Origin of the sequence: Acinetobacter sp. TAC-1 (assembly GCF_029025845.1) — a bacterium.
In the GTDB taxonomy this organism is placed as follows: Bacteria; Pseudomonadota; Gammaproteobacteria; order Pseudomonadales; family Moraxellaceae; genus Acinetobacter; species Acinetobacter guillouiae.
On record NZ_CP118892.1, the window covers coordinates 3,239,612 to 3,260,040 of the forward strand.

Annotated in this window: 13 protein-coding genes; 2 read left to right on the forward strand and 11 right to left on the reverse strand. The window is 37.7% G+C overall.

The window, feature by feature from the left end; translation table 11 throughout:
• Positions 1–197: 197 nt before the first annotated feature.
• Both ubiA and PYV58_RS14985 read right to left on the reverse strand, forming a co-directional pair.
• The gene (gene ubiA / locus PYV58_RS14980; RefSeq protein ID WP_034612270.1) at positions 198–1,076 is read right to left on the reverse strand and encodes a 4-hydroxybenzoate octaprenyltransferase; all 879 of its coding nucleotides are present in this window, start codon (positions 1,074–1,076) and stop codon (positions 198–200) included.
• Between the two features lie 17 nt (positions 1,077–1,093).
• The gene (locus tag PYV58_RS14985) at positions 1,094–1,591 is read right to left on the reverse strand and encodes a chorismate lyase (RefSeq protein ID WP_051670999.1); all 498 of its coding nucleotides are present in this window, start codon (positions 1,589–1,591) and stop codon (positions 1,094–1,096) included.
• Positions 1,592–1,857: 266 nt separating this feature from the next.
• Here PYV58_RS14985 and PYV58_RS14990 point away from each other — a divergent pair, with 266 nt between their 5' ends.
• Positions 1,858–3,399, forward strand: a complete 1,542-nt coding sequence (locus PYV58_RS14990; protein ID WP_034612272.1) for a DUF4139 domain-containing protein — start codon at positions 1,858–1,860, stop codon at positions 3,397–3,399.
• Positions 3,400–3,482: 83 nt separating this feature from the next.
• On the opposite strand, the gene rnk is transcribed toward PYV58_RS14990, so the two are convergent.
• The 9 genes from rnk to PYV58_RS15035 form a co-directional block, all read right to left on the reverse strand.
• Positions 3,483–3,890 carry a nucleoside diphosphate kinase regulator gene (gene rnk, locus PYV58_RS14995; RefSeq protein ID WP_004820092.1) on the reverse strand — a complete coding sequence of 136 codons (408 nt, stop codon included), beginning with the start codon at positions 3,888–3,890 and terminating at the stop codon, positions 3,483–3,485.
• Between the two features lie 265 nt (positions 3,891–4,155).
• Positions 4,156–5,409, reverse strand: coding sequence for a serine hydroxymethyltransferase (glyA, locus tag PYV58_RS15000; protein WP_004820090.1), 1,254 nt, complete (start codon positions 5,407–5,409; stop codon positions 4,156–4,158).
• 160 nt (positions 5,410–5,569) lie between these two features.
• Positions 5,570–6,796, reverse strand: coding sequence for an alpha/beta fold hydrolase (locus PYV58_RS15005; RefSeq protein ID WP_034612276.1), 1,227 nt, complete (start codon positions 6,794–6,796; stop codon positions 5,570–5,572).
• A 517-nt stretch (positions 6,797–7,313) separates the two neighbouring features.
• Positions 7,314–8,768, reverse strand: coding sequence for an alpha/beta hydrolase (locus PYV58_RS15010; RefSeq protein ID WP_275059559.1), 1,455 nt, complete (start codon positions 8,766–8,768; stop codon positions 7,314–7,316).
• Between the two features lie 682 nt (positions 8,769–9,450).
• On the reverse strand, positions 9,451–10,959 hold the full coding sequence (locus PYV58_RS15015) for an alpha/beta hydrolase (protein ID WP_275059560.1): 1,509 nt from the start codon (positions 10,957–10,959) through the stop codon (positions 9,451–9,453).
• 769 nt (positions 10,960–11,728) lie between these two features.
• Positions 11,729–12,991 (reverse strand): alpha/beta hydrolase, encoded by a 1,263-nt coding sequence (locus PYV58_RS15020; protein ID WP_275059561.1) that lies wholly within the window; start codon positions 12,989–12,991, stop codon positions 11,729–11,731.
• Between the two features lie 701 nt (positions 12,992–13,692).
• Positions 13,693–14,955: an alpha/beta hydrolase gene (locus tag PYV58_RS15025; protein WP_275059562.1), complete on the reverse strand. Its 1,263-nt coding sequence runs from the start codon at positions 14,953–14,955 to the stop codon at positions 13,693–13,695.
• An 804-nt stretch (positions 14,956–15,759) separates the two neighbouring features.
• A complete protein-coding gene (locus PYV58_RS15030) occupies positions 15,760–17,037 on the reverse strand; it encodes an alpha/beta hydrolase (protein WP_270402680.1) in 1,278 nt (425 codons plus the stop codon).
• 814 nt (positions 17,038–17,851) lie between these two features.
• A complete protein-coding gene (locus PYV58_RS15035) occupies positions 17,852–19,105 on the reverse strand; it encodes a lipase family protein (RefSeq protein WP_034618349.1) in 1,254 nt (417 codons plus the stop codon).
• A gap of 561 nt (positions 19,106–19,666) precedes the next feature.
• Here PYV58_RS15035 and PYV58_RS15040 point away from each other — a divergent pair.
• Entirely contained in the window at positions 19,667–20,368 is a 702-nt protein-coding gene (locus tag PYV58_RS15040) for an exonuclease domain-containing protein (RefSeq protein WP_034618348.1), read from the forward strand.
• Positions 20,369–20,429: the final 61 nt, after the last annotated feature.

The following is a 20,429-nucleotide window of genomic DNA, read 5'->3' on the forward strand; positions in this document are numbered from 1 at the left end:
TTGTTTGAACAGCTCCGTGTTCACCCTTAATTAAGCATAAATAAATGCGTCTTGCTACAATATTTTTTAATAAAACAGAGGAATATCTCACATTTATAAATTATTATTTTTCTTTATCTCGTGAAATTTCATCAATATTTTGTAATATTATAAATACAGATGAAATTTCAAAAGTGGTTTATTTTAATAATTTAAAATCAAAATAATGCAATAAAAATACCAACAAAAATGATTAAACCAACCCAACGGTTATGTCTAAATGCCCAAAAGCATAGTTGTGGATCGCGCGCTTTGGTTTTTGTCCATTGATAAATAAAATCCGCAACAACCAATAACAAGGCAATCAAGCCAAATGGAATCAATATATTTTCTAAATACAATGCTGTACCAATCAACAATACACTGGTCAATTGCAATAAAGAGATGATCTGAATATCGTATTTTCCAAAAAGAATGGCAGTTGATTTCACGCCAATTTTTAAATCATATTCACGATCTGTAATTGCATACTGGGTATCATACGCCACCGTCCATGCTAAATTGCCAAAATAAAGCAACCAACAGGTCCAATCTAAAGGTTTCCCCATTGCGGTAAATGACATAGGGATTCCCCAAGAAAATGCCATCCCTAAGACCACTTGTGGTAAATGGGTGTAACGCTTCATAAAGGGATAAATAAAGGCGAGGACTAATCCAGCAAGCGCGCAGTAAAAAGTTGCGATCGGTAAGAAAAATAAAGTACATGCGCTGGCGGCCACCAAACCAATAAACACCCAGACTGCTTCTTTGGCTGAGATCACCCCAGTAGCCAGTGGACGATTTTTAGTTCGTTCCACATGTGCATCCACTTTACGATCAGCAAAATCATTGATCGCACAACCAGCTGCGCGCATAAAAATTGTCCCCAAGACCATTGCAACCAGTGTCACAATATCGGGGATACCTTCTGCAGCAATCCATAATGCCCACATGGTCGGCCACAAAACCAATTCTGTCCCAACTGGTTTATCAAAACGACACAGATAATAATAAGCTTCTAAGCGTTGTTGCCAAGTGGTGTGTTGCGCGATCGACATGACAGTCCTTCAATACTCTATTTTGAAATATGCTGTTGTTGTAAAAATTGCTCAAAAGCAGGTAAAAAAGTTTCTTGAACAATAAATTTACAACCATGCCAAGTATAACAACTTTGACGTGTCCAACCTTCTGCTAATTTTAAAACACGCCGTTCACACAACGGATTGGTGCGTTGAAATAAGAACTTTCCGATCGGCTTGGTTCGAATATGCTTAAACAAACGTGCTTTGCCATGGATACTGAGAATGGGAAAAATACTTTTTGCTTTTACCCATGGCTGTGCATCGCAACCAAATAAGTAACTTTCACGTACCCATGAGGTATGTTGCTGTGGCATCAGCATCCATTGACTATCCAGCACACTCATTCTTTGATAATGCTCTTGAATCGGTTGAACTTTAAAAACACCACCCGCGATATCAGTCAACTGCTGAGTCAGTGAACCTTGTGCATACAACCATGTTTTTAATTCAGGAGGAAACGTCTTATCCCGTATTGTGCATGATTGTTTCAATGTTCAGCCCTTCAAATTTTGGATGACTTAGTGTAACTGAAATTTTTTGTTTTGTTTAAATTGATCTGCTAAATCCTAAAATTGAATGAACAATCCATCAAAAATAAAAACAGGTAAACGCGAGATTCAAGTGAAAATTAAGATAACTTTATTTCATCAACTTCGCACCAACTGGTTTTCTGTTTTAATCACTATTTTGATTTGTATCACTTTCTGCTACATTTTAAATATTAACACTGATCTCAGGTATTTTAGGGCCTCGCATAATGAATATAAAAACAGCACTACAACTCAGCATTTTATGCATTCCTTCAACATATAGCTTTGCACTTAACTTATCCAATTCACCGATTCAACAAGTCACACTGTATCCTACACTAGCAAAAATTGAACGAACCATCCCTGTACAAGCAGGAGAACAACTCGTTACCTTGAATGGTCTTGCGGCAAACTTCAATATCGATCAACTGCAATATCAAAGTAGTAATATTGAAGTCAATGCGGTTTCTCATACAGATAGCGCACTGGATAAACCTGCTGGAAATGAGTCTTCTCAATTGCGCAATAATATAGAGGATATTAAAAAGAAAATTTCTGAACAAAACTCAATTATTCAAGCGGCTGAATTACAAAATAAGTTTTTAGAAAATGCCATTAAAGGCTCTGCGCCAAAAGTACGCAAACAAGCCTATGAGGCTTTTATTGCCATTGATCAAGCCAAGGCAGAAAAAGAAAAGTTACAACAACGCTTACAAGAACTTGAACAAGACTTAAATGCCATTGGCGACAGCGAGTTTAACCAGCGCACACTTAAGTTTTATGTCAATGCCCCGCAACGTGGTGAAATTAAAATTAGCTATATGGTGCCTTATGCACGTTGGCAACCGATATATAAAGCCGAATTAAACACCCAAACCAAGCAAATTAAACTCACCCGTATGGCAATGATTGCACAAAAAACTGGTGAAGACTGGAACAATGTTAAATTGGCATTGTCCACAGCAACACCGCAAAACTACGTTCAACAAGTGCAGCCACAACAATGGTGGGTCAACTATTATGAACCAGAACCTGTACGACCAATTTATCCCGTTGCACCAGCACCAATGGCTTTAGCTGAAATGAGTTATGATGAAAAGTCGACAGCTAAGGCCAAAAAAGCCCCGCCTCAATTTCCACAATTTCAAGCGGCTGATTTAAATTTTAGCACTGAATTCCGTTCAGAAACCAAAGCCTCCATTCCCAGCAGCCAACAGCAAATCTTTTTACCTTTAAGCACTGAACAATATGCCGCAAAACTTTCAGTTTGGGCAATTCCTAAGCAAAGTACTCAAGCGACAATTAATGCTGAAATTTCAAAGCTTGATCAAAACTGGCCTTCTGGAACAGTAAAACTCTACCGTGATGGCGACTATATTGGACAAAGAGCTTGGAGCAATAGTGCAGATGAAGCACTTCAAATGAGCTTTGGTACAGATGATCAAATTCAAGTTAAAGTGACTGATTTAACCGACAAGAAAAATCCAGTCAAAGGTACTCAATCTGAAACCATCCGAAAACAGCAATATTCAGTGCAAAACTTACATAGCTACCCAATTCAAGTCACAATTTTTGAAGCTGAACCACAAAGCCAGAACGGTAAACTCAGCACACAATCGACCTATAATATCCCACCGACTGCAACACAATGGAATGGGCAACCCAATATCAATCAATGGCAAATTGATTTAAATCCAAAGCAGATTTATAAATTAGATATTCAGCATCAATTTAAATATCCAAGCAAAGGAAGAACTTCAGGGTTTTAACTTGAAGTTTTTATACAAAATTTAGCCCAGTCATGACTGGGCTTTTATTTTAATCAGCTAAATGCGGTTAATTTTGATAAGTATTAGAGATAATCGCCTTCTCTTTCAGGCTGATATAATATTTTTTCAATTTTAACTTTCATCAAATGACCATCAGGCTGCGGCCATTCGATTTCCTGTCCTTCAGCCAAGCCAAGAATTGCGGTACCTACAGGTGCAACCACATTGACCTGCCCTGCCTCTCCACGAAAATCATGCGGATAGACCAAGGTAATTTCGGTTGCTTCTGTAGAAGGTGCTATGGTGATTAAAACCTTTGCATTCATCGTCACGACATTGGGAGGCATATCTTGAGGTGCAACCACATCTGCTCGTGCCAATTCCTCTTCTAAATGCTGCATTGTCACAGTCAACTTCGACTGATGTTCCAACATCGTTTCTAAGCGATGTAAATCTTGTTCTGAAATAATAATATTTGGTTTACTAGCCATGTGCCTAATTCCTTCGATCTTTCACATCATTTGGGTATAGCAGCGATGTTTATAATGGGTCTGTTGACATTTCATAAATGAATTAAGCCACAAGCCGTAAATTTCAGCATGCAACCTGTATGTCGGAAACGTGAAACGAAGTATCAATAAACTCCAATAATCTACTTCTTTTATAACAGATATTTTCTGCAATGTTTAAGCTTTTCAACTTATGGAACAACCATAAAAAAAGCCCCCTTGAGAGGAGGCCTTCTCAAGTTAATGCTTATTTAGCATAAACGGGGAATTTTGCACAGACTGTTTCAACTTTCGCTTTAACCGCATTGATAACAGCTTCATCACCTTTTGCATCGAGGATATCCGCAATCCAACCTGCCAAGTCGCGAACTTCAGCTTCACCAAAACCACGTGTTGTTACTGCTGGCGTACCGATACGGATACCAGAAGTGACAAACGGAGAACGTGGATCATTTGGTACCGCATTTTTGTTGACCGTAATATGAGCAGCGCCTAACCAAGCATCAGCATCTTTACCTGTCACATCTTGCTTAATTAAAGACAACAAGAATAAATGGTTTTCTGTACCACCAGATACAACATCATAACCACGTGAAATCAATACTTCAGCCATCGCTTTAGCATTTACAACCACTTGTTTTTGATATTCTTTGTATTCAGGCATCATTGCTTCTTTAAAGCAAATTGCTTTTGCTGCGATCGCATGAACCAATGGACCGCCTTGGTTACCCGGGAATACAGCAGACTGAAGTTTTTTCTCAATTTCTTCGTTTGCTTTTGCAAGGATTAAACCAGAACGTGGACCACGCAAAGTTTTATGCGTAGTTGTGGTTGTTACATCAGCAATTTGCACTGGACTTGGGTATACACCAGCAGCAACTAAACCAGCAACGTGAGCCATATCTACAAATAAGTAAGCGCCAACTTTATCCGCAATTTCACGGAAACGTTGCCAATCTACAATTTGGCTATATGCAGAGAAACCCGCAACGATCATACGTGGTTTATGCTCTACAGCTAAACGCTCAACTTCTTCGTAATCAATTTCACCAGTTTCTACATTTAAACCATATTGAACAGCATTATATGATTTACCAGAGAAGTTGACTTTAGCACCATGAGTCAAATGACCACCATGCGCCAAGCTCATGCCTAAAACAGTATCACCTGGGTTAAGTAAAGCAAGATAAACTGCTGAGTTTGCTTGAGAACCTGCATGTGGTTGAACATTTGCATAGTCAGCACCAAATAATGCTTTAGCACGATCGATCGCCAATTGTTCGATCACATCAACATATTCACAACCGCCATAATAGCGCTTGCCAGGGTAACCTTCCGCATATTTGTTAGTGAGTTTTGACCCTTGTGCTTCCATAACAGCTGGTGAGCAATAGTTTTCAGATGCGATTAACTCAATATGAGCTTCTTGACGGGCATCTTCTTGAGTGATTGCTTGAGCAATTTCTGGATCAAATTCAGAAATAGAGATATTGGCGAACATTAGCGAGGTCCTATGAATTAGGGCTTTTAAGCCGTGCTAAGATTGCGCGTATTGTAGCATGAAGTTTGTAATTAAACAGAATGAAGTTTGCTCCGTTTTAAATAAAAATGGCTCATGTTGAAAACATAAGCCATTTGCTCAAATCTACAATTTAAAATCGTTATTGTGCTGCAAACATTCCTTTTACATCAGCCACAATATTGTCGATATTCAAGGCATAAGCCGTACTATGATCCCAAGTAGGATTGGTAATGTAATTCACCTGCGTCGTCAGTGCTTTCGCCGTACCATATAAGGTATCTGTTGCCACTTTCGGTACAGTAGTATCTGCACCACCCTGATAAATAATCACTGGTGTTTTGACGAGCACTTGCAACGGTTGTGAGTCTTTCTCTAGGAAAGTTTTAACGGCTGGCAAAGACATAAAGGTATCGGTTGTTCTTGGATAATTTTTCAATGAGCCATTCACAGCCGCATATTGCCCCATTGCCACGCCAAACTGTTGACCAAGTGTATCATAACAAACGGATTCAGCATTTTTTGCGATTGCATCGGTTGGCACTTTGAATACTTGGCTATAGTCTAAAGTTGGGTTTGAATTACGTAAACCCGCTGCAATCAACGCTGTAAATGTATCCAATGATGCATAGACTGGAATTTGTTGTGCTGGTGGTGCATCTGCAACTGATAATTGCCCCGCATTTAAAATTAAACTCAATTGTGAAGCAGGCGCGACTGCAACTGTACCTTTATAATCTAAATTGGCACGATCAGCATATTGTGCAGCACCTAAAGCTGCTTGACCGCCTTGAGAATGCCCAACAGTGACCCATTTTTTCGATACTTTATTACCTAACCAGTTACGTGTTGCGACCACCGCATCTGTAATCGAGTAACCTTCACTTTTTACATTTAAGAATGGATGGAGTTCAGTTCCACTCGGTTCGCCTAAACCTTCATAATCGGGTGCAACAACCACATAGCCTTCTGCAAGGAATTTAGAAATCATTCCTTTAATATAAACATTCATTGCGTTACGGCTTGGTGCACATATATCAGCGACACCAGTTGTACCATGTGCCCAAACCACGATAGGCCAACCTGAAGCTGGTGGTGCAGTTTTAGGAGTAAATACCAATGAGGTTGCTTGTACTTCAGTTCCCTTCACCCCTTTCATTTTATAGGTCATCACTACACTATCTGCTGCCACCGTAGAAAAATCTGTCTTGGTGTATGCTATAGGTGTGCCAACAACAGGGTTTGCGATAGTGTTTAGATCCGTATTTGAAGGTGATTCATACGAATTTCCCCCACTACCACCGTTATTACACCCGGATAAAACCAAACCTGAACTTAGAATTAAAATTGATAATGCATTTTTTTTCATGTGACTTATTCCTTAAAGCACAATTTTTTTAAAGTTATATATACGGCTGAGCACGTATAATTCTTTCATAAATACGTCAAAAAAATCTGTTATACAAGTTTTTTTCTTATTATTTTTTAAACATTATTCAATAGATTAAAATGTGCGTCTTCTTCCAAAATCGAAAGCAAAGCAACAGCATTTTTTAGCCTTTGATACCAATATCAAAATTTAAATTTTTAAGTATTAAAGTTTTTTATATTTAAAATCAATAATATAATAATTAATAAAATCTTTTCCCAAGCTACAGCTTATTTTGACTCTCATTTTATTTCTAACTTATGTCTTATCGCAACGATAACCGTTCACTTCTACAAAAAATATTGAACAATCATGCGAAGTATAAATAGCAAGATCAAATAATCATTTTTCTAACAATCTTTTTTATGAGATTTAAACATAGGTCACAAAAATGCCCTTATCAACCAGTAATAAGGGCATTTTTTATTGCTAGAATAAGTATTGAACACTCCAAAAATTAATCAGCAAGTAAGGCTTTTATATCTTTTAACAAGTTTCCATTTTGAACATTAGTCGCATATATATTGATGTGATTCCAAGCAGGGTCAGTTCGATAATCAATTTTAGTGTTTAAAGAACGTGCCTTCTCCACTAAAGCATCGGTTGCTTGTGGGTATACGATAGTATCTGCTCCCCCTTGATAAATAATAATCGGGGTTTTCACTTGCGTTTGCAGTGGTTGTGAATCCTTATCTAGAAATTGCCTTACAATCGGATTATTTTTGTAATCCTCTTTTTTACGCCGTGAAAAGTTGATTAGACGACCAAATGGCTGTTGAATTGTTATTCGGCCATTAAAAGCCGTTATTAACCCTACAATACAACGTTCTTCTGCTCGTGCAGCAGGAATGTCATAGGGGCTGTTAAATATATTGGTGTAAACAGGCTCGTTCGGATAAAGACTTTTCATCCCCGCAGCCATATAGGAGGTTAAAGCATCTAAGGTCGTATAACCGATAATTTGGTTAACTCTAGTTTTATCCGCCAAATCCTTTTCTGTTATGTCTTCAATCATTTCTAAATTATTTGCTGGCGCCAAAGCAATAGCACCCTTATAGTCCATATTGGCACGCGCCGCATATTCTGCTGCACCCAATGCGGCATGCCCCCCTTGCGAGGCTCCAGCAACAACCCATTTGTTAGATACTTTATTGCCTAACCAGCTTTTAGTTGCCACCACAGCATCGGTAATTGAATAGGCTGCACTCTTTAAATGCAAAAACGGATGCATTTCCTGACCACCTGGCTCACCCAAACCTTCATAATCGGGAGCAACTACCACATAGCCTTCTTTAACCAAGCTATCGATCATTTCATGAGTAGATCGATCTTCGCCCAGAATGGTAGTGGTGATTAATTTCATTCGACTCGGTGCACATTGGTCAATAACACCTGTTGTGCCATGTCCCCAAGCCACGATTGGCCAGCCGCCAGCTGGCGGTGCAGTTTTAGGGGTAAAGACCAATGCGGTTGCCTGAGTTTCTGTTCCTTTGATGCCTTTCATTTTATAAGTCATCACCACACTGTCTGCTGCATTTGGTGGATTTTCTGCTGCGCTCTGATATGCGCTTGGTGTACCCACCACTGGATTTTCAATGTTGTTGACATCTACATTTGGCTTTTCTTCAGGTGGTTTTTCTTCACCAGGCTTTTCTTCTCCCGGTTTTTCTTCACCAGGCTTTTCTTCTCCCGGTTTTTCTTCACCAGGCTTTTCTTCTCCCGGTTTTTCTTCACCATGTTTTTCTTCACCAGGCTTTTCTTCACCAGGTGGGATGACTTCACCTGGCTTTTCTACAATAGGTTTTTCATCATTTGAACCAGTGGATGAATTATTACTGTTTCCATTGCCACCACAGGCACTCAGCAATAGACCAGATCCTACCAACATGATTGAGAGTAAATTTAATTTCATTTGATTCATCCTTGCATATAATAATTTTTATGACTTCAGTGCCAACAAATTCAATTTGCTAACCCTAATTAACGAAGCGTCAGCCACAGGCATAATGAATGTTTATTTTTTTGCTTACATCACATTATGCAATTTTTTAAGCTACGCTTCATTATAATTATGCGAGAAATTATATTTAAGCAAGTGGAATTTAACATTTAAAAATTTCAAATTATTTTTAAAATCAAGATATTATTACTATATTCACTAAAATACTGTTGTATTCATAAAATCCTATATTTATTTATTATTTACCCCAAGTGTTATATAACGCATATATTCTGCAAATACTGTGAATTAGGGAGGTGACGCAAATATACTTTTTATTATTTTATTTTAAATAAATTCATATCAACAACCATCATATGGTTTAAGTTTCAATCAATTCAAGATGATTAATGTTTAGGTTTTTTAGCCAAAATATATTAAAAAACAGTCCAGATAATAGCTAAACAATAGAAATAATCAATGACTCAATCAAAACAAAGATGCTCAAATATTGTTTGTTAAAATTTCAACATACTGCAAAGTAATATAAAAAATCTCCCTATTTTTCATAATAGGGGGATTTTTTATTGATCCATGGTTTTAAAAGAACCGAAAAAACAAACCTACTTGTTAGAACTAAAACACACTCCAAAAATTAATCAGCAAGTAAGGCTTTTATATCTTTTAACAAGTTTCCATTTTGAACATTAGTCGCATGTACATTTATGTGATTCCAAACTGGGTCAGTTCGATAATCAATTTTGGTGTTTAAAGCACGTGCCTTTTCCATCAAGGCATCGGTTGCCTGTGGGTATACGATTTTATCCGCCCCCCCTTGATAAATAATAATCGGCGTTTTCACTAGCGTTTGCAGTGGTTGTGAATCCTTATCTAGAAATTGCCTCACAATCGGATTATTTTTATACTCCGCTTTTTTACGCCGTGAAAAGTTGACGATAGGGCTTTCTAATGGCCTTTCAGTCCTATTTGTCCGGTCAGTAAAAGCCAACACTAACCCGGGAAGACAACGTTCTTCTGCTCGTGCAGCGGGGGTATCATACGGTGTGTTGAATAAGCTAGTATAAACAGACTCGTTTGGATAAAGACTTTTCATCCCCGCTGCCATCAAGGAGGTTATAGCATCTAGCACTGGATAGCCGACCATTTGCTCGACTCTAGTCTTACTCGCCAAATCCGTTTCTGTTAGGTTTTCAATCATTTCTAAATTATTTGCTGGGGCAAAAGCGACGGCACCCTTATAGTCCATATTGGCACGCGCCGCATATTCTGCTGCACCTAATGCGGCATGCCCCCCTTGTGAGACGCCAGTAACGGCCCACTTGTTCGACGTTTTATTGCCTAACCAGTTTTTGGTTGCCACCACAGCATCGGTAATTGAATAGGCTGCACTTTTTAAATGCAAATACGGATGCATTTCTTGACCGCTCGGCTCACCCAAACCTTCGTAATCGGGTGCGACCACAACATAGCCTTCTTGAGCAAAGCTATCGATCATATTAAAAGCACCTGTATCCAAACGTAACATTGCTTTACTTTTACTTGGTGCACATTGGTCGATAACACCCGTTGTACCATGTCCCCAAGCCACGATTGGCCAGCCACCAACTGGCGGTGCAGTTTTAGGGGTAAAGACCAATGCGGTTGCCTGAGTTTCTGTTCCTTTGATGCCTTTCATTTTATAAGTCATCACCACACTCTCGGCTACATTTTGTGGATTTTCTGTTGTGGTCATATATTCTACTGGTGTACCCACCACTGGATTTTCAATGTTGTTGATATCTACATTCGGCTTTTCTTCAACAGGTTTTTCATCACCAGGCTTGCCTTTATCTGGTGGAATTACTTCACCGGGCTTGCCTTCATCAGGCGGGATGACTTCACCTGGCTTACCTTTATCAGGTGGGATAACTTCACCTGGCTTACCTTCATCAGGTGGGATGACTTCACCTGGCTTACCTTTATCAGGTGGGATGACTTCACCTGGCTTACCTTTATCAGGTGAGATGACTTCACCAGGCTTTTCTACATTGGGTTTTCCATCATTTGAACCTGTGGATGAATTATTACTGTTTCCATTGCCATTACAAGCACTTAGTAATAGACCAGATCCAACCAACATGATTGAGAGTAAATTTAATTTCATTTGATTCATCCTTGCATATAATAATTTTTAGTATTTTGAATGAATATTTGATAACAAAATTGAATGAACTTAAATCGTCCAAAAGAACTAATTTATTCAAAAATTTTAATAATAATATATAGCTAAGAGTAATAGTTTTGCTACACAGTAAAAATGCACAAAAACTTTTCGTACCTATACCCTATTCTAATAATCTCTGCCAACAGCCCCTATAAAAAAGGCCAGAATAAATCTAAAACTTGTACCATCTTTAACATTGTAAGAACGACCTAAATTGATTGAATTCAACTTAGAAATCTCAAAGAAAATACCAAGCGACCGTATTCTGAAAAAGCAGATCGAGCTTATAAATTTAAAGACGTGCAAACATTTAAAATGCTTTGTAGAAACGACGCTCTTTATTCAAGCTAAAGATCTTGTGTCACTTTTTGAGTAGAATTTTGGCTATTCCGCCTCTTATCCAAATATCTTGTATGCTTTAAAAAATTAGGCTGGTCACATAAAGTAAAAGCGATCGCTAGGAAATATTAAGTCAGGTTGGCCTATTTACCTATCTATAGTTCTGAGCTAAATCCGAATTTATTTTTATTATTTACTTTTCAATCAATTTAAAATAAAAAAATGATCCTGTTAAATAAATCATATCGCTATTGAAAGTGCCTTCTCCCTTTCAGGGAGAAGATTAGGATGAGAGGATTTATTGTTGATCTATGCTTTTAAAAAGAACTGATAAAAGAAGTCTATTGTTAGAACCAAAACACACTCACAATTAATTGGCAAGCAGCGTTTTAATATCTACTAGCAATTGCCCATTTTCAACATTATCCTTGAATACAGTGACGTGATCCCAATCAGGACCTTTTCTATAATCAATTTTGGTGGTCAAAGCGCGCGCCTGTGCTACCAAAGCATCTGTTGCCCGTGGTAATACGATCAGGTCTTTGCCGCCCTGATAAATAATAATCGGGGTTTTAACCACAGTTTGTAGCGGTTGCGAATCTTTATCTAAAAACTGCCTTACAATCGGATGCTGGGTATACCCCTGATTTTTACGTGGATAATCCGTTAAATTCCCCTTCGGTAAAAAGTAATTAACCATCGGCGTGGTAAAGTTATTAACCATGTCTATCAGACATTCTGATTCTGCTTTTTCAGCAACTTTATCTGTTGGTGACTTAAATACCGTACTGTATACGGGTTCAGTTGGATAAATGCTTTTCATACCTGCTGCCATAAAAGCCAATAATGTATCAAGTGCCGCATAGCCTGAAATTTGGCCAGACACAGCCCTATCTGCCAAAGCCATATCTGACAAGCTTTCAATCATTTCCAGATTATTTGCAGGCGCCATTGCGACTGCCCCCTTATAGTTCATATTGGCACGTGCTGCATACTGTGCCGCACCTAATGCTGCATGACCACCTTGTGAGGCCCCAACAACAGCCCATTTGTTCGATGTTTTATTACCTAACCAGCTTTTGGTTGCCACTACAGCATCGGTAATCGAATAGGCTTCACTTTTTACATGCAAAAATGGATGTATTTCTTGACCACTTGGTTCACCTAAACCTTCATAATCGGGTGCGACCACCACATAGCCTGATTGAACAAAACTATCGATCATTTTCTGAGTATGTACATCTGGAAGAAACCCTCCCACGATTAATCGATTTCTACTGGGTGCACAATTGTCGGCAACACCTACAGCGCCATGTGCCCAAGCTACAATCGGCCAACCTTCAGCGGGTGGTACAGTTTTTGGGGTAAATACCAATGCGGTTGCTTGAGTTTCTTGCCCTTTGATACCTTGCATTTTATAGGTCATCACCACACTCTCTGCGGCATTTGGCGGATAATCTTCTGTAAACTTATAGGGTAATGGTGTGTTCACCACTGGGTTTTGAATCTTGTTTATATCTGTATTTACATTTGAACTTGTAGATGGATTATCGCTCTTATCATCACTACCATTACAGGCACTCAGCAATAGACCTGATCCAATCAACATGATTGAGAGTAAGTTTAATTTCATTTATTTCATCCTTGCATATAATATTTTTTAGTATTTTGAATGAATATTTGATAACAAAATTGAATAAACTTAAATCGTCCAAAAGAACTAATTTATTCAAAAATTTTAATAATATATAGCTAAGAGTAAAAAGCTTGCTAGACTATAAAAAAGGCCAGAATAAGTCTAAAACTTGTGCCATCTTTAACATCGTAAGAACGACCCGAAATGATTGAATTCAACTTGAAAATCTCAAAAAAATACCAAGCGACCGTATTCTGAAAAGCAGATCGACCTTATAAATTTAAAGACGTGCAAGCATTTAAAATGCTTTGTAGAAACGATGCCCTTTATTCAAGCGAAAGACCTTGAGCCACTTTTTGAGCAGAATTTTGGCTATGCTATCTCTTATCCAAATATTTTGTATGCTTTAAAAAATAGGCTGGTCACATAAAGTAGAAGCGCTCGCAAGTAAATATCAAGTCAGGTTAGCCTATTTACCTATCTATAGTTCTGAGCTAAATCCGAATTTATTTTTATTATTTAATTTTCAATCAATTTAAAAATAAAAAAATGATCCTATTAAATGAATCATATCGCTATTGAAAGTACCTTCTCCCTTTCAGGGAGAAGGTTAGGATGAGGGGATTTATTGTTGATCAATCGTTTTAAAAAGGACTGATAAAAGAAGTCTATTGTTAGAAGCAAAACCCACACAAAAATTAATTAGCAAGCAAGGTCTTAATATCCACTAGCAATTGCCCGTTTTCAACATTATCCTTGAATACAGTGAGGTGATCCCAATCAGGACCTTTTCTATAATCAATTTTGGTGGTTAAAGCACGTGCCTGCGCCACCAAAGCATCTGTTGCCCGTGGTAATACAATCACATCTTTGTCTCCCTGATAAATAATAATTGGGGTTTTAACCACAGTTTGTAGTGGTGGTAGGTCTTTATCCAAAAATTGCCTTACAATCGGATGCTGGGTATAACCTTTGTTTTTTCGTGGATAATTCTCTAAATTCTCGTTTTTACCCAAATATGTAAACATTGAGTTCGACATACTATTAGCCATGTCCAGAATACATTCTGATTCCGCTTTCTCAGCAACTTTGTCCGTCGGTGATTTAAATACGATACTATAGACAGGCTCAGTCGGATAAACACTTTTCATCCCTGCCGCCATGTAGGCAGTTAAAGTATCTAGTACAGAATAACTTAAAATTTGATTAAACAGCCCCCTCTGTGCCACAGCCATATCTGATAAGCTTTCAATCATTTCCAGATTATTTGCGGGAGCAAAAGCGACAACACCTTTATAGTCCATATTGGCACGGGCTGCATACTGCGCTGCACCTAATGCTGCATGACCACCTTGCGAGGCACCAACAACTGCCCATTTATTCGATGCCTTATTGCCTAACCAGCTTTTGGTTGCTACCACCGCATCGGTAATCGAATAGGCTTCACTTTTTAAATTTAAAAAGGGATGTAGCTCTCTCCCACTCGGCTCACCCAGCCCTTCATAATCGGGTGCAACCACCACATAGCCTGCTTGAACAAAACTATCAATCATTTTCTGAGTATGTACATCCGGGAGGAGACCCTCCACGATTAATCGGTTTCTACTTGGCGCACAATCGTCTCCTACTCCCACCGTACCATGTGCCCAAGCCACAATCGGCCAACCTCCAGCGGGTGGTTCTGTTTTAGGGGTAAAGACCAATGCAGTTGCTTGAGTTTCTTGCCCTTTGATACCTTGCATTTTATAAGTCATCACCACACTTTCTGCTGCATTTGGTGGGTAGTCTTGTGTAAACTTATATGCTACTGGTGTACTTACCACTGGATTTTGAATGTTGTTGACATCTGCATTGACATTTGTACTTGTAGATGAATTGCCCCCCTTGTTATCACTACCACCACAGGCAGTGAGAAATAGACCAGATCCAAGCAACATTATGGTGAGTAAATTTAATTTCATATCATTCATCCTTGTTTATCATTTTTTCTATTACTTTATTGCTAACAAATCATGTGTTAGCACGATCCCCTTAGATCGCTGATCTTTTGCTTGATGACTTTTTAAATTACGTCACAACTGCACAATATTTAAGCTCAGCTTTACTATAATTTAGCCATAAATAAAAATATGGCAAGTGAAATTTGATCTTCAAGCATTCTGAAATATTTAAAAAAATTAGGTAACTAGCACCACATTCACTAGAATAATGCTATATTTTTACAACACTACACTTACTTTTACATTTATATACAAGTGTATTGCATTTCACACATTATCTAAATTTTGCAAATTATAACGTTAAGAAAACATACTTTTGATTGTTTTAATTTAAAAAAACTTAACAATATTCACAAAACATGTTTAAATTTCAACCAATTTAAGACAACTAATCTTTAGATTTATCTGAGATAAACATATAGAAACTGCGACTAAATACAATTAAAGTTAAACCTATCTCAATTTGATATTTCTGCATTAAAGCCACTCCCTCAAAGCCTAAACCAGAAAAGTGCCACTTTAACCAGACTCAATTCAGATTAACCATAGAAAACGCCTTGCTTTAAAAAGATAAGCAGTATTCACTTTGCAAAGGCGAGAATTTAAAAATCAAAAAATGATCCTGTTAAATGAATCATATTGGTATTGAAAGTGCCTTCTCCCTTTACGGGAGAAGACCAAAATAAGGGGATTTATTGTTGATCAATCGTTTAAAAAAGTACTGATAAAAGAAGTCTATTATTAGAACCAAAACCCACGTAAAAATTATTTAGCTAACAGGGTTTTAACATCTTCTAACAACTGTCCATTTTCAACATTGGCACTGAATACAGTAAGGTGATCCCAATCAGGACCTTTTCTATAATCAATTTTGGTGGTTAAAGCACGTGCCTGTGCCACCAAAGCATCAGTTGCACGAGGTAATACAATCAGGTCTTTGTCACCTTGATAAATAATAATTGGGGTTTTAATAAGCGTCTGTAGTGGTGGTAAGTCTTTATCCAGAAATTGCCTTACAATCGGATGCTGGGTATACCCCTCATTTTTACGAGGGTAGCCAACTAGACTTCCTTCATTATTCCTAGCATAAGTTCTCATTGGTGTCCTAAAATTAAAAGCCATCGATATAAGGCATTGATTTTTCCCTTCTGCTTTTTCAGCAATTTTATCCGTCGGTGATTTAAATACAATACTGTAGACAGGCTCAGTCGGATAAGCACTTTTCATCCCTGCTGCCATATAGGCTGTTAAAGTATCCAGTACCATATAGCTATTTATTTGAGCTTGTACATCCTTATTATTTGCCACCGCCAGATCTGATAAGCTTTCAATCATTTCCAGATTATTTGCCGGTGCCAATGCAACTGCACCTTTATAGTCCATATTGGCACGGGCTGCATACTGTGCCGCGCCTAATGCTGCATGACCACCTTGCGAGGCACCAACAACCACCCACTTATTCGATACTTTATTGCCTAACCAGTTTTTGGTTGCAACTACAGCATCTGTAATCGAATAGGCTGCGCTTTTTAAATGCAAAAACGGATGGATCTCTTCCCCACTCGGCTCACCCAGACCTTCATAATCGGGGGCAACCACCACATAACCTGCTTGAACAAAACTATCGATCATTTTCTGAGTGTGTAGATCTTTAATAAAGCCCCCATCTATAATTAATGGATTTCTACTTGGCGCACATTCGTCTCCCACCCCCACACTACCATGTCCCCAAGCCACAATTGGCCAACCTTCAGCGGGTGGTTCTGTTTTAGGGGTAAAGACCAATGCGGTTGCTTGAGTTTCCTGCCCTTTGATACCTTGCATTTTATAGGTCATCACCACACTTTCTGCTGCATTCGATGGATAGTCATCTGTATACTCATATGGCACTGGTGTATTGACCACTGGATTTTGAATGTTGTTGACATCTGCATTTACATTTGTACTTGTGGATGAATTATCCCCCTTGTTATCACTACCACCACAGGCAGTAAGAAATAGACCAGATCCAAGCAACATTACGGTGAGTAAATTTAATTTCATATGATTCATCCTTGTTTATCATTTTTTCTATTACTTTATTGCTAACAAATCATTTGTTAACTAGATCCCCTTAGATCACTGATCTTTTGCTTGATGACTTTTTAAATTACGTCACAACTGCACAATATTTAAGCTCAGCTTTATTATAATTTAGCCATAAAATAAAATTTAGCAAGTTACATTTGACCTTTGAGTATTTTAAAATATTTAAAAAAATTAAGTAATTGCGTATAAATTCACGAAAATACTGTCGTATTCATATAGCCTTATACTCACTTTTTTATTTATAAATAATTTATTTACAATTCACATTTTATTTAAATATTGTGAATTATGGCGGTAAGAATAGATACTTTTGATTGTTTTAATTTAAAAAAATCTTAACAATAGTTACAAAACATGTTTAAATTTCAACCAATTTAAGAGCATTAACCTTTAGACTTATCAAGGAAAATACATAAAAAATTTTGACCAAATACAATTAAATTCAGAACCATAACCTAATTTGATTTGATATTTCGGTAACAAAGCACTCTCCTTCCTTAAAGTCCAAACCAGAAAAATGCCACTTTTACCAGACTCAATTTAGATTAACCATAGAAAACGCCTTTCTTTAAAAAAATAAGCAGTATTCACTTTGCAAAGTAGAGGATTTAAAAATCAAAAAATGATCTTGTTAAATAAATCATATTGGTATTAAAGGTACCTTCTCCCTTTACGGGAGAAGATTAGGATGAGGGGGATTTATTGTTGGTCTATGCGTTTAAAAAACCTTATAAAAGCAGCCTATTATTCGAACTGAAACACACAAAAATTAATTGGCAAGCAAGCTTTTAATATCCTCTAGCAGTTGTCCATTATCAACATTGGCGGTAAATGAACCCGTATGATCCCAACTCGAATTGGTTCTATAATCAATTTTGGTGGTTATAGCACGTGCCTGAGCCACCAAAGCATCCGTTGCTTGTGGTAATACAACAGTATCTTTACCACCCTGATAAATAATAATTGGGGTTTTAACGAGCGTTTGTAACGGTTGTGAATCTTTAGTCAGAAACTGTCTTACGATTGGATCATTCTTATAGCCTTCTTTTTTACGCGGATAACCTTTAAGATTTCCGTTCTTAATATTATAAGCAGTCATTGGCAATATAAAAGCTGTTCCCATTGCTGCAATACATTCTCTTTCTGCTTTTTCAGCAATTTTATCAGTGGGTGTTTTAAATATAATGCTATATACAGCCTCGCTTGGATTGACTGCCTTTATCCCCGCTGCCATATAAGCTGTTAAAGTATCCAGTGCAGCATAACCGCCGATCTGAATTAACCCATCCGCATCTGCTAAAGCCATTTCTGAAAGGTTTTCGATCAATTCCAGATTATTTGCTGGTGCCATTGCAACTGCACCCTTATAGTCCATATTGGCACGGGCTGCATACTGCGCTGCTCCTAATGCCGCATGACCGCCTTGCGAAATCCCAGCAACCGCCCATTTGTTGGACGCTTTATTGCCTAACCAGCTTTTGGTTGCCACCACCGCATCGGTAATTGAATAAGCTTCACTTTTTAAATTTAAAAATGGATGGATTTCCTTTTCGCTCGGTTCACCCATACCCTCATAATCTGGCGCTACCACCACATAACCTGCTTTAACAAAGTCATCGACCATTTTTTGAGTATGTACATCGACTAGAGGCACAAATAATTTATTTTTACTCGGTGCACACTTGTCAGCAACACCAGTCGTTCCATGTGCCCAAGCCACAATTGGCCACCCTCCAGCAGGCGGTGCAGTTTTAGGGGTAAAGACCAATGCGGTTGCCTGAGTTTCTTGTCCCGTGATGCCTTTCATTTTATAAGTCATCACCACACTTTCATCCGCATTAGGTGGAAGAACATCATTTTTAATATTATAGGGTACTGGTGTATTGACCACTGGATTTTGAATATTGTTCACATCTACATCTGAACCTGCCGATGAATGATCACTTTTATCGTCATCACCACCACATGCAGTTAGAAATAGCGTAGATCCAGTCAATAACACTGAAAGTAATTTTAATTTCATATAATTCTTCCTTTTTATCTTTTTTCTATCACGTCAGTAGGGTCAACCCATCGTTTGCCAGCGCTGATCCAATAGATCACTCATCTTAGTTTAATGTTTATGTTGTTATTACTTCATAATACCTGGCAATATTTAAGCTAGGCTTTATTACAATTAAGTCATAAATATAAATTTATCAAATGAGATTTAATCTTTAAAACATATTAAATTATCTCATCAATCCATTTTTTATTTATTAATCAACTGAATTTAATGTAGTTTTTATAGGCCAATCAGCATAAATTAATTTCATAATATTCAGGTTTTAATATATTTTTCACAGTTTTAACAATGAATGGATTCTTATCAATGATGAATCTTATGATTTAAATTTCAATTAATTTATAAGTAATGGTTTTAAGTATTTTGAAGATAAATCACACTAAAAAAATGATTTTGCGTGTGATTTAAGCAAAAGCCAGCACTTATCTGGATTTTAGATGGGTTTCATTTGTATTTAGCGTCTAAAAAAGCTAGTTTAATAAGGCGCTCTTTCTTATCTATTTGTTGAGGAACAAAGGTATGCAAGCAATTATTCTAGATACTGAAACTCATACACTCAATGGATTGCCCATTGAAATTGCTTATGCACCGATTCAGATTCAAGAAGGGAAATTAAGCTTAGATCGGGAACAAATGTTCGATCAACTTTATAGTATTGGTAATGAAAAAATTTCTTTTGGCTCAATGGCCGTTCACCATATCCTAGAGTCTGATCTTGTCGGGCAACCTAATTTTTCCAGCTTTGAACTTCCTCAGCATACCCAGTATATCATTGGGCATAATATTGATTACGATATTCAGGCTATACAACGGTGTGGCGTAGATACTACTCATATCAAAGCCATTTGTACGCTGGCACTTGCTCGACTTGTTTGGCCTGATGCTGAAGCACACAATATATCAGCACTGATTTATATGATCAGTAAAGGCAGTGAGAAAGCACGTGAAATGTTAAAAGGTGCACATCGTGCAGATGCCGATATTATTTTAACGGCAAATATTCTCATGCATATTGTTTATCAACTCAAAATTCAAAGCATTGAAGAATTATATGAAGCCTCAGAAGATGCGCGTATCCCTCGCAGCATTAACTTTGGTAAGCATCGTGGGACAGCGATTGCAGAATTACCCAAAGACTATGTGCAATGGTTGCTTCGTCAAGATGAACTTGACCCTTATTTACGCAAAGCTTTAGAGAATGCAAACATCGTCACACTTTAAGCTGATGATTTGTAACAATAAAGTCATATTAGTGTAATTTTCATTCTTTACTCTAGGGTCA

Bases quoted from the DNA above. Each gene is read 5' to 3' on its own strand.
- ubiA (WP_034612270.1), bottom strand. From the start codon at position 1,076: ATGTCGATCGCGCAACACACCACTTGGCAACAACGCTTAGAAGCTTAT.
- PYV58_RS14990 (WP_034612272.1), top strand. From the start codon at position 1,858: ATGAATATAAAAACAGCACTACAACTCAGCATTTTATGCATTCCTTCA.
- rnk (WP_004820092.1), bottom strand. From the start codon at position 3,890: ATGGCTAGTAAACCAAATATTATTATTTCAGAACAAGATTTACATCGC.
- glyA (WP_004820090.1), bottom strand. From the start codon at position 5,409: ATGTTCGCCAATATCTCTATTTCTGAATTTGATCCAGAAATTGCTCAA.
- PYV58_RS15005 (WP_034612276.1), bottom strand. From the start codon at position 6,796: ATGAAAAAAAATGCATTATCAATTTTAATTCTAAGTTCAGGTTTGGTT.
- PYV58_RS15010 (WP_275059559.1), bottom strand. From the start codon at position 8,768: ATGAAATTAAATTTACTCTCAATCATGTTGGTAGGATCTGGTCTATTG.
- PYV58_RS15015 (WP_275059560.1), bottom strand. From the start codon at position 10,959: ATGAAATTAAATTTACTCTCAATCATGTTGGTTGGATCTGGTCTATTA.
- PYV58_RS15020 (WP_275059561.1), bottom strand. From the start codon at position 12,991: ATGAAATTAAACTTACTCTCAATCATGTTGATTGGATCAGGTCTATTG.
- PYV58_RS15025 (WP_275059562.1), bottom strand. From the start codon at position 14,955: ATGAAATTAAATTTACTCACCATAATGTTGCTTGGATCTGGTCTATTT.
- PYV58_RS15030 (WP_270402680.1), bottom strand. From the start codon at position 17,037: ATGAAATTAAATTTACTCACCGTAATGTTGCTTGGATCTGGTCTATTT.
- PYV58_RS15035 (WP_034618349.1), bottom strand. From the start codon at position 19,105: ATGAAATTAAAATTACTTTCAGTGTTATTGACTGGATCTACGCTATTT.
- PYV58_RS15040 (WP_034618348.1), top strand. From the start codon at position 19,667: ATGCAAGCAATTATTCTAGATACTGAAACTCATACACTCAATGGATTG.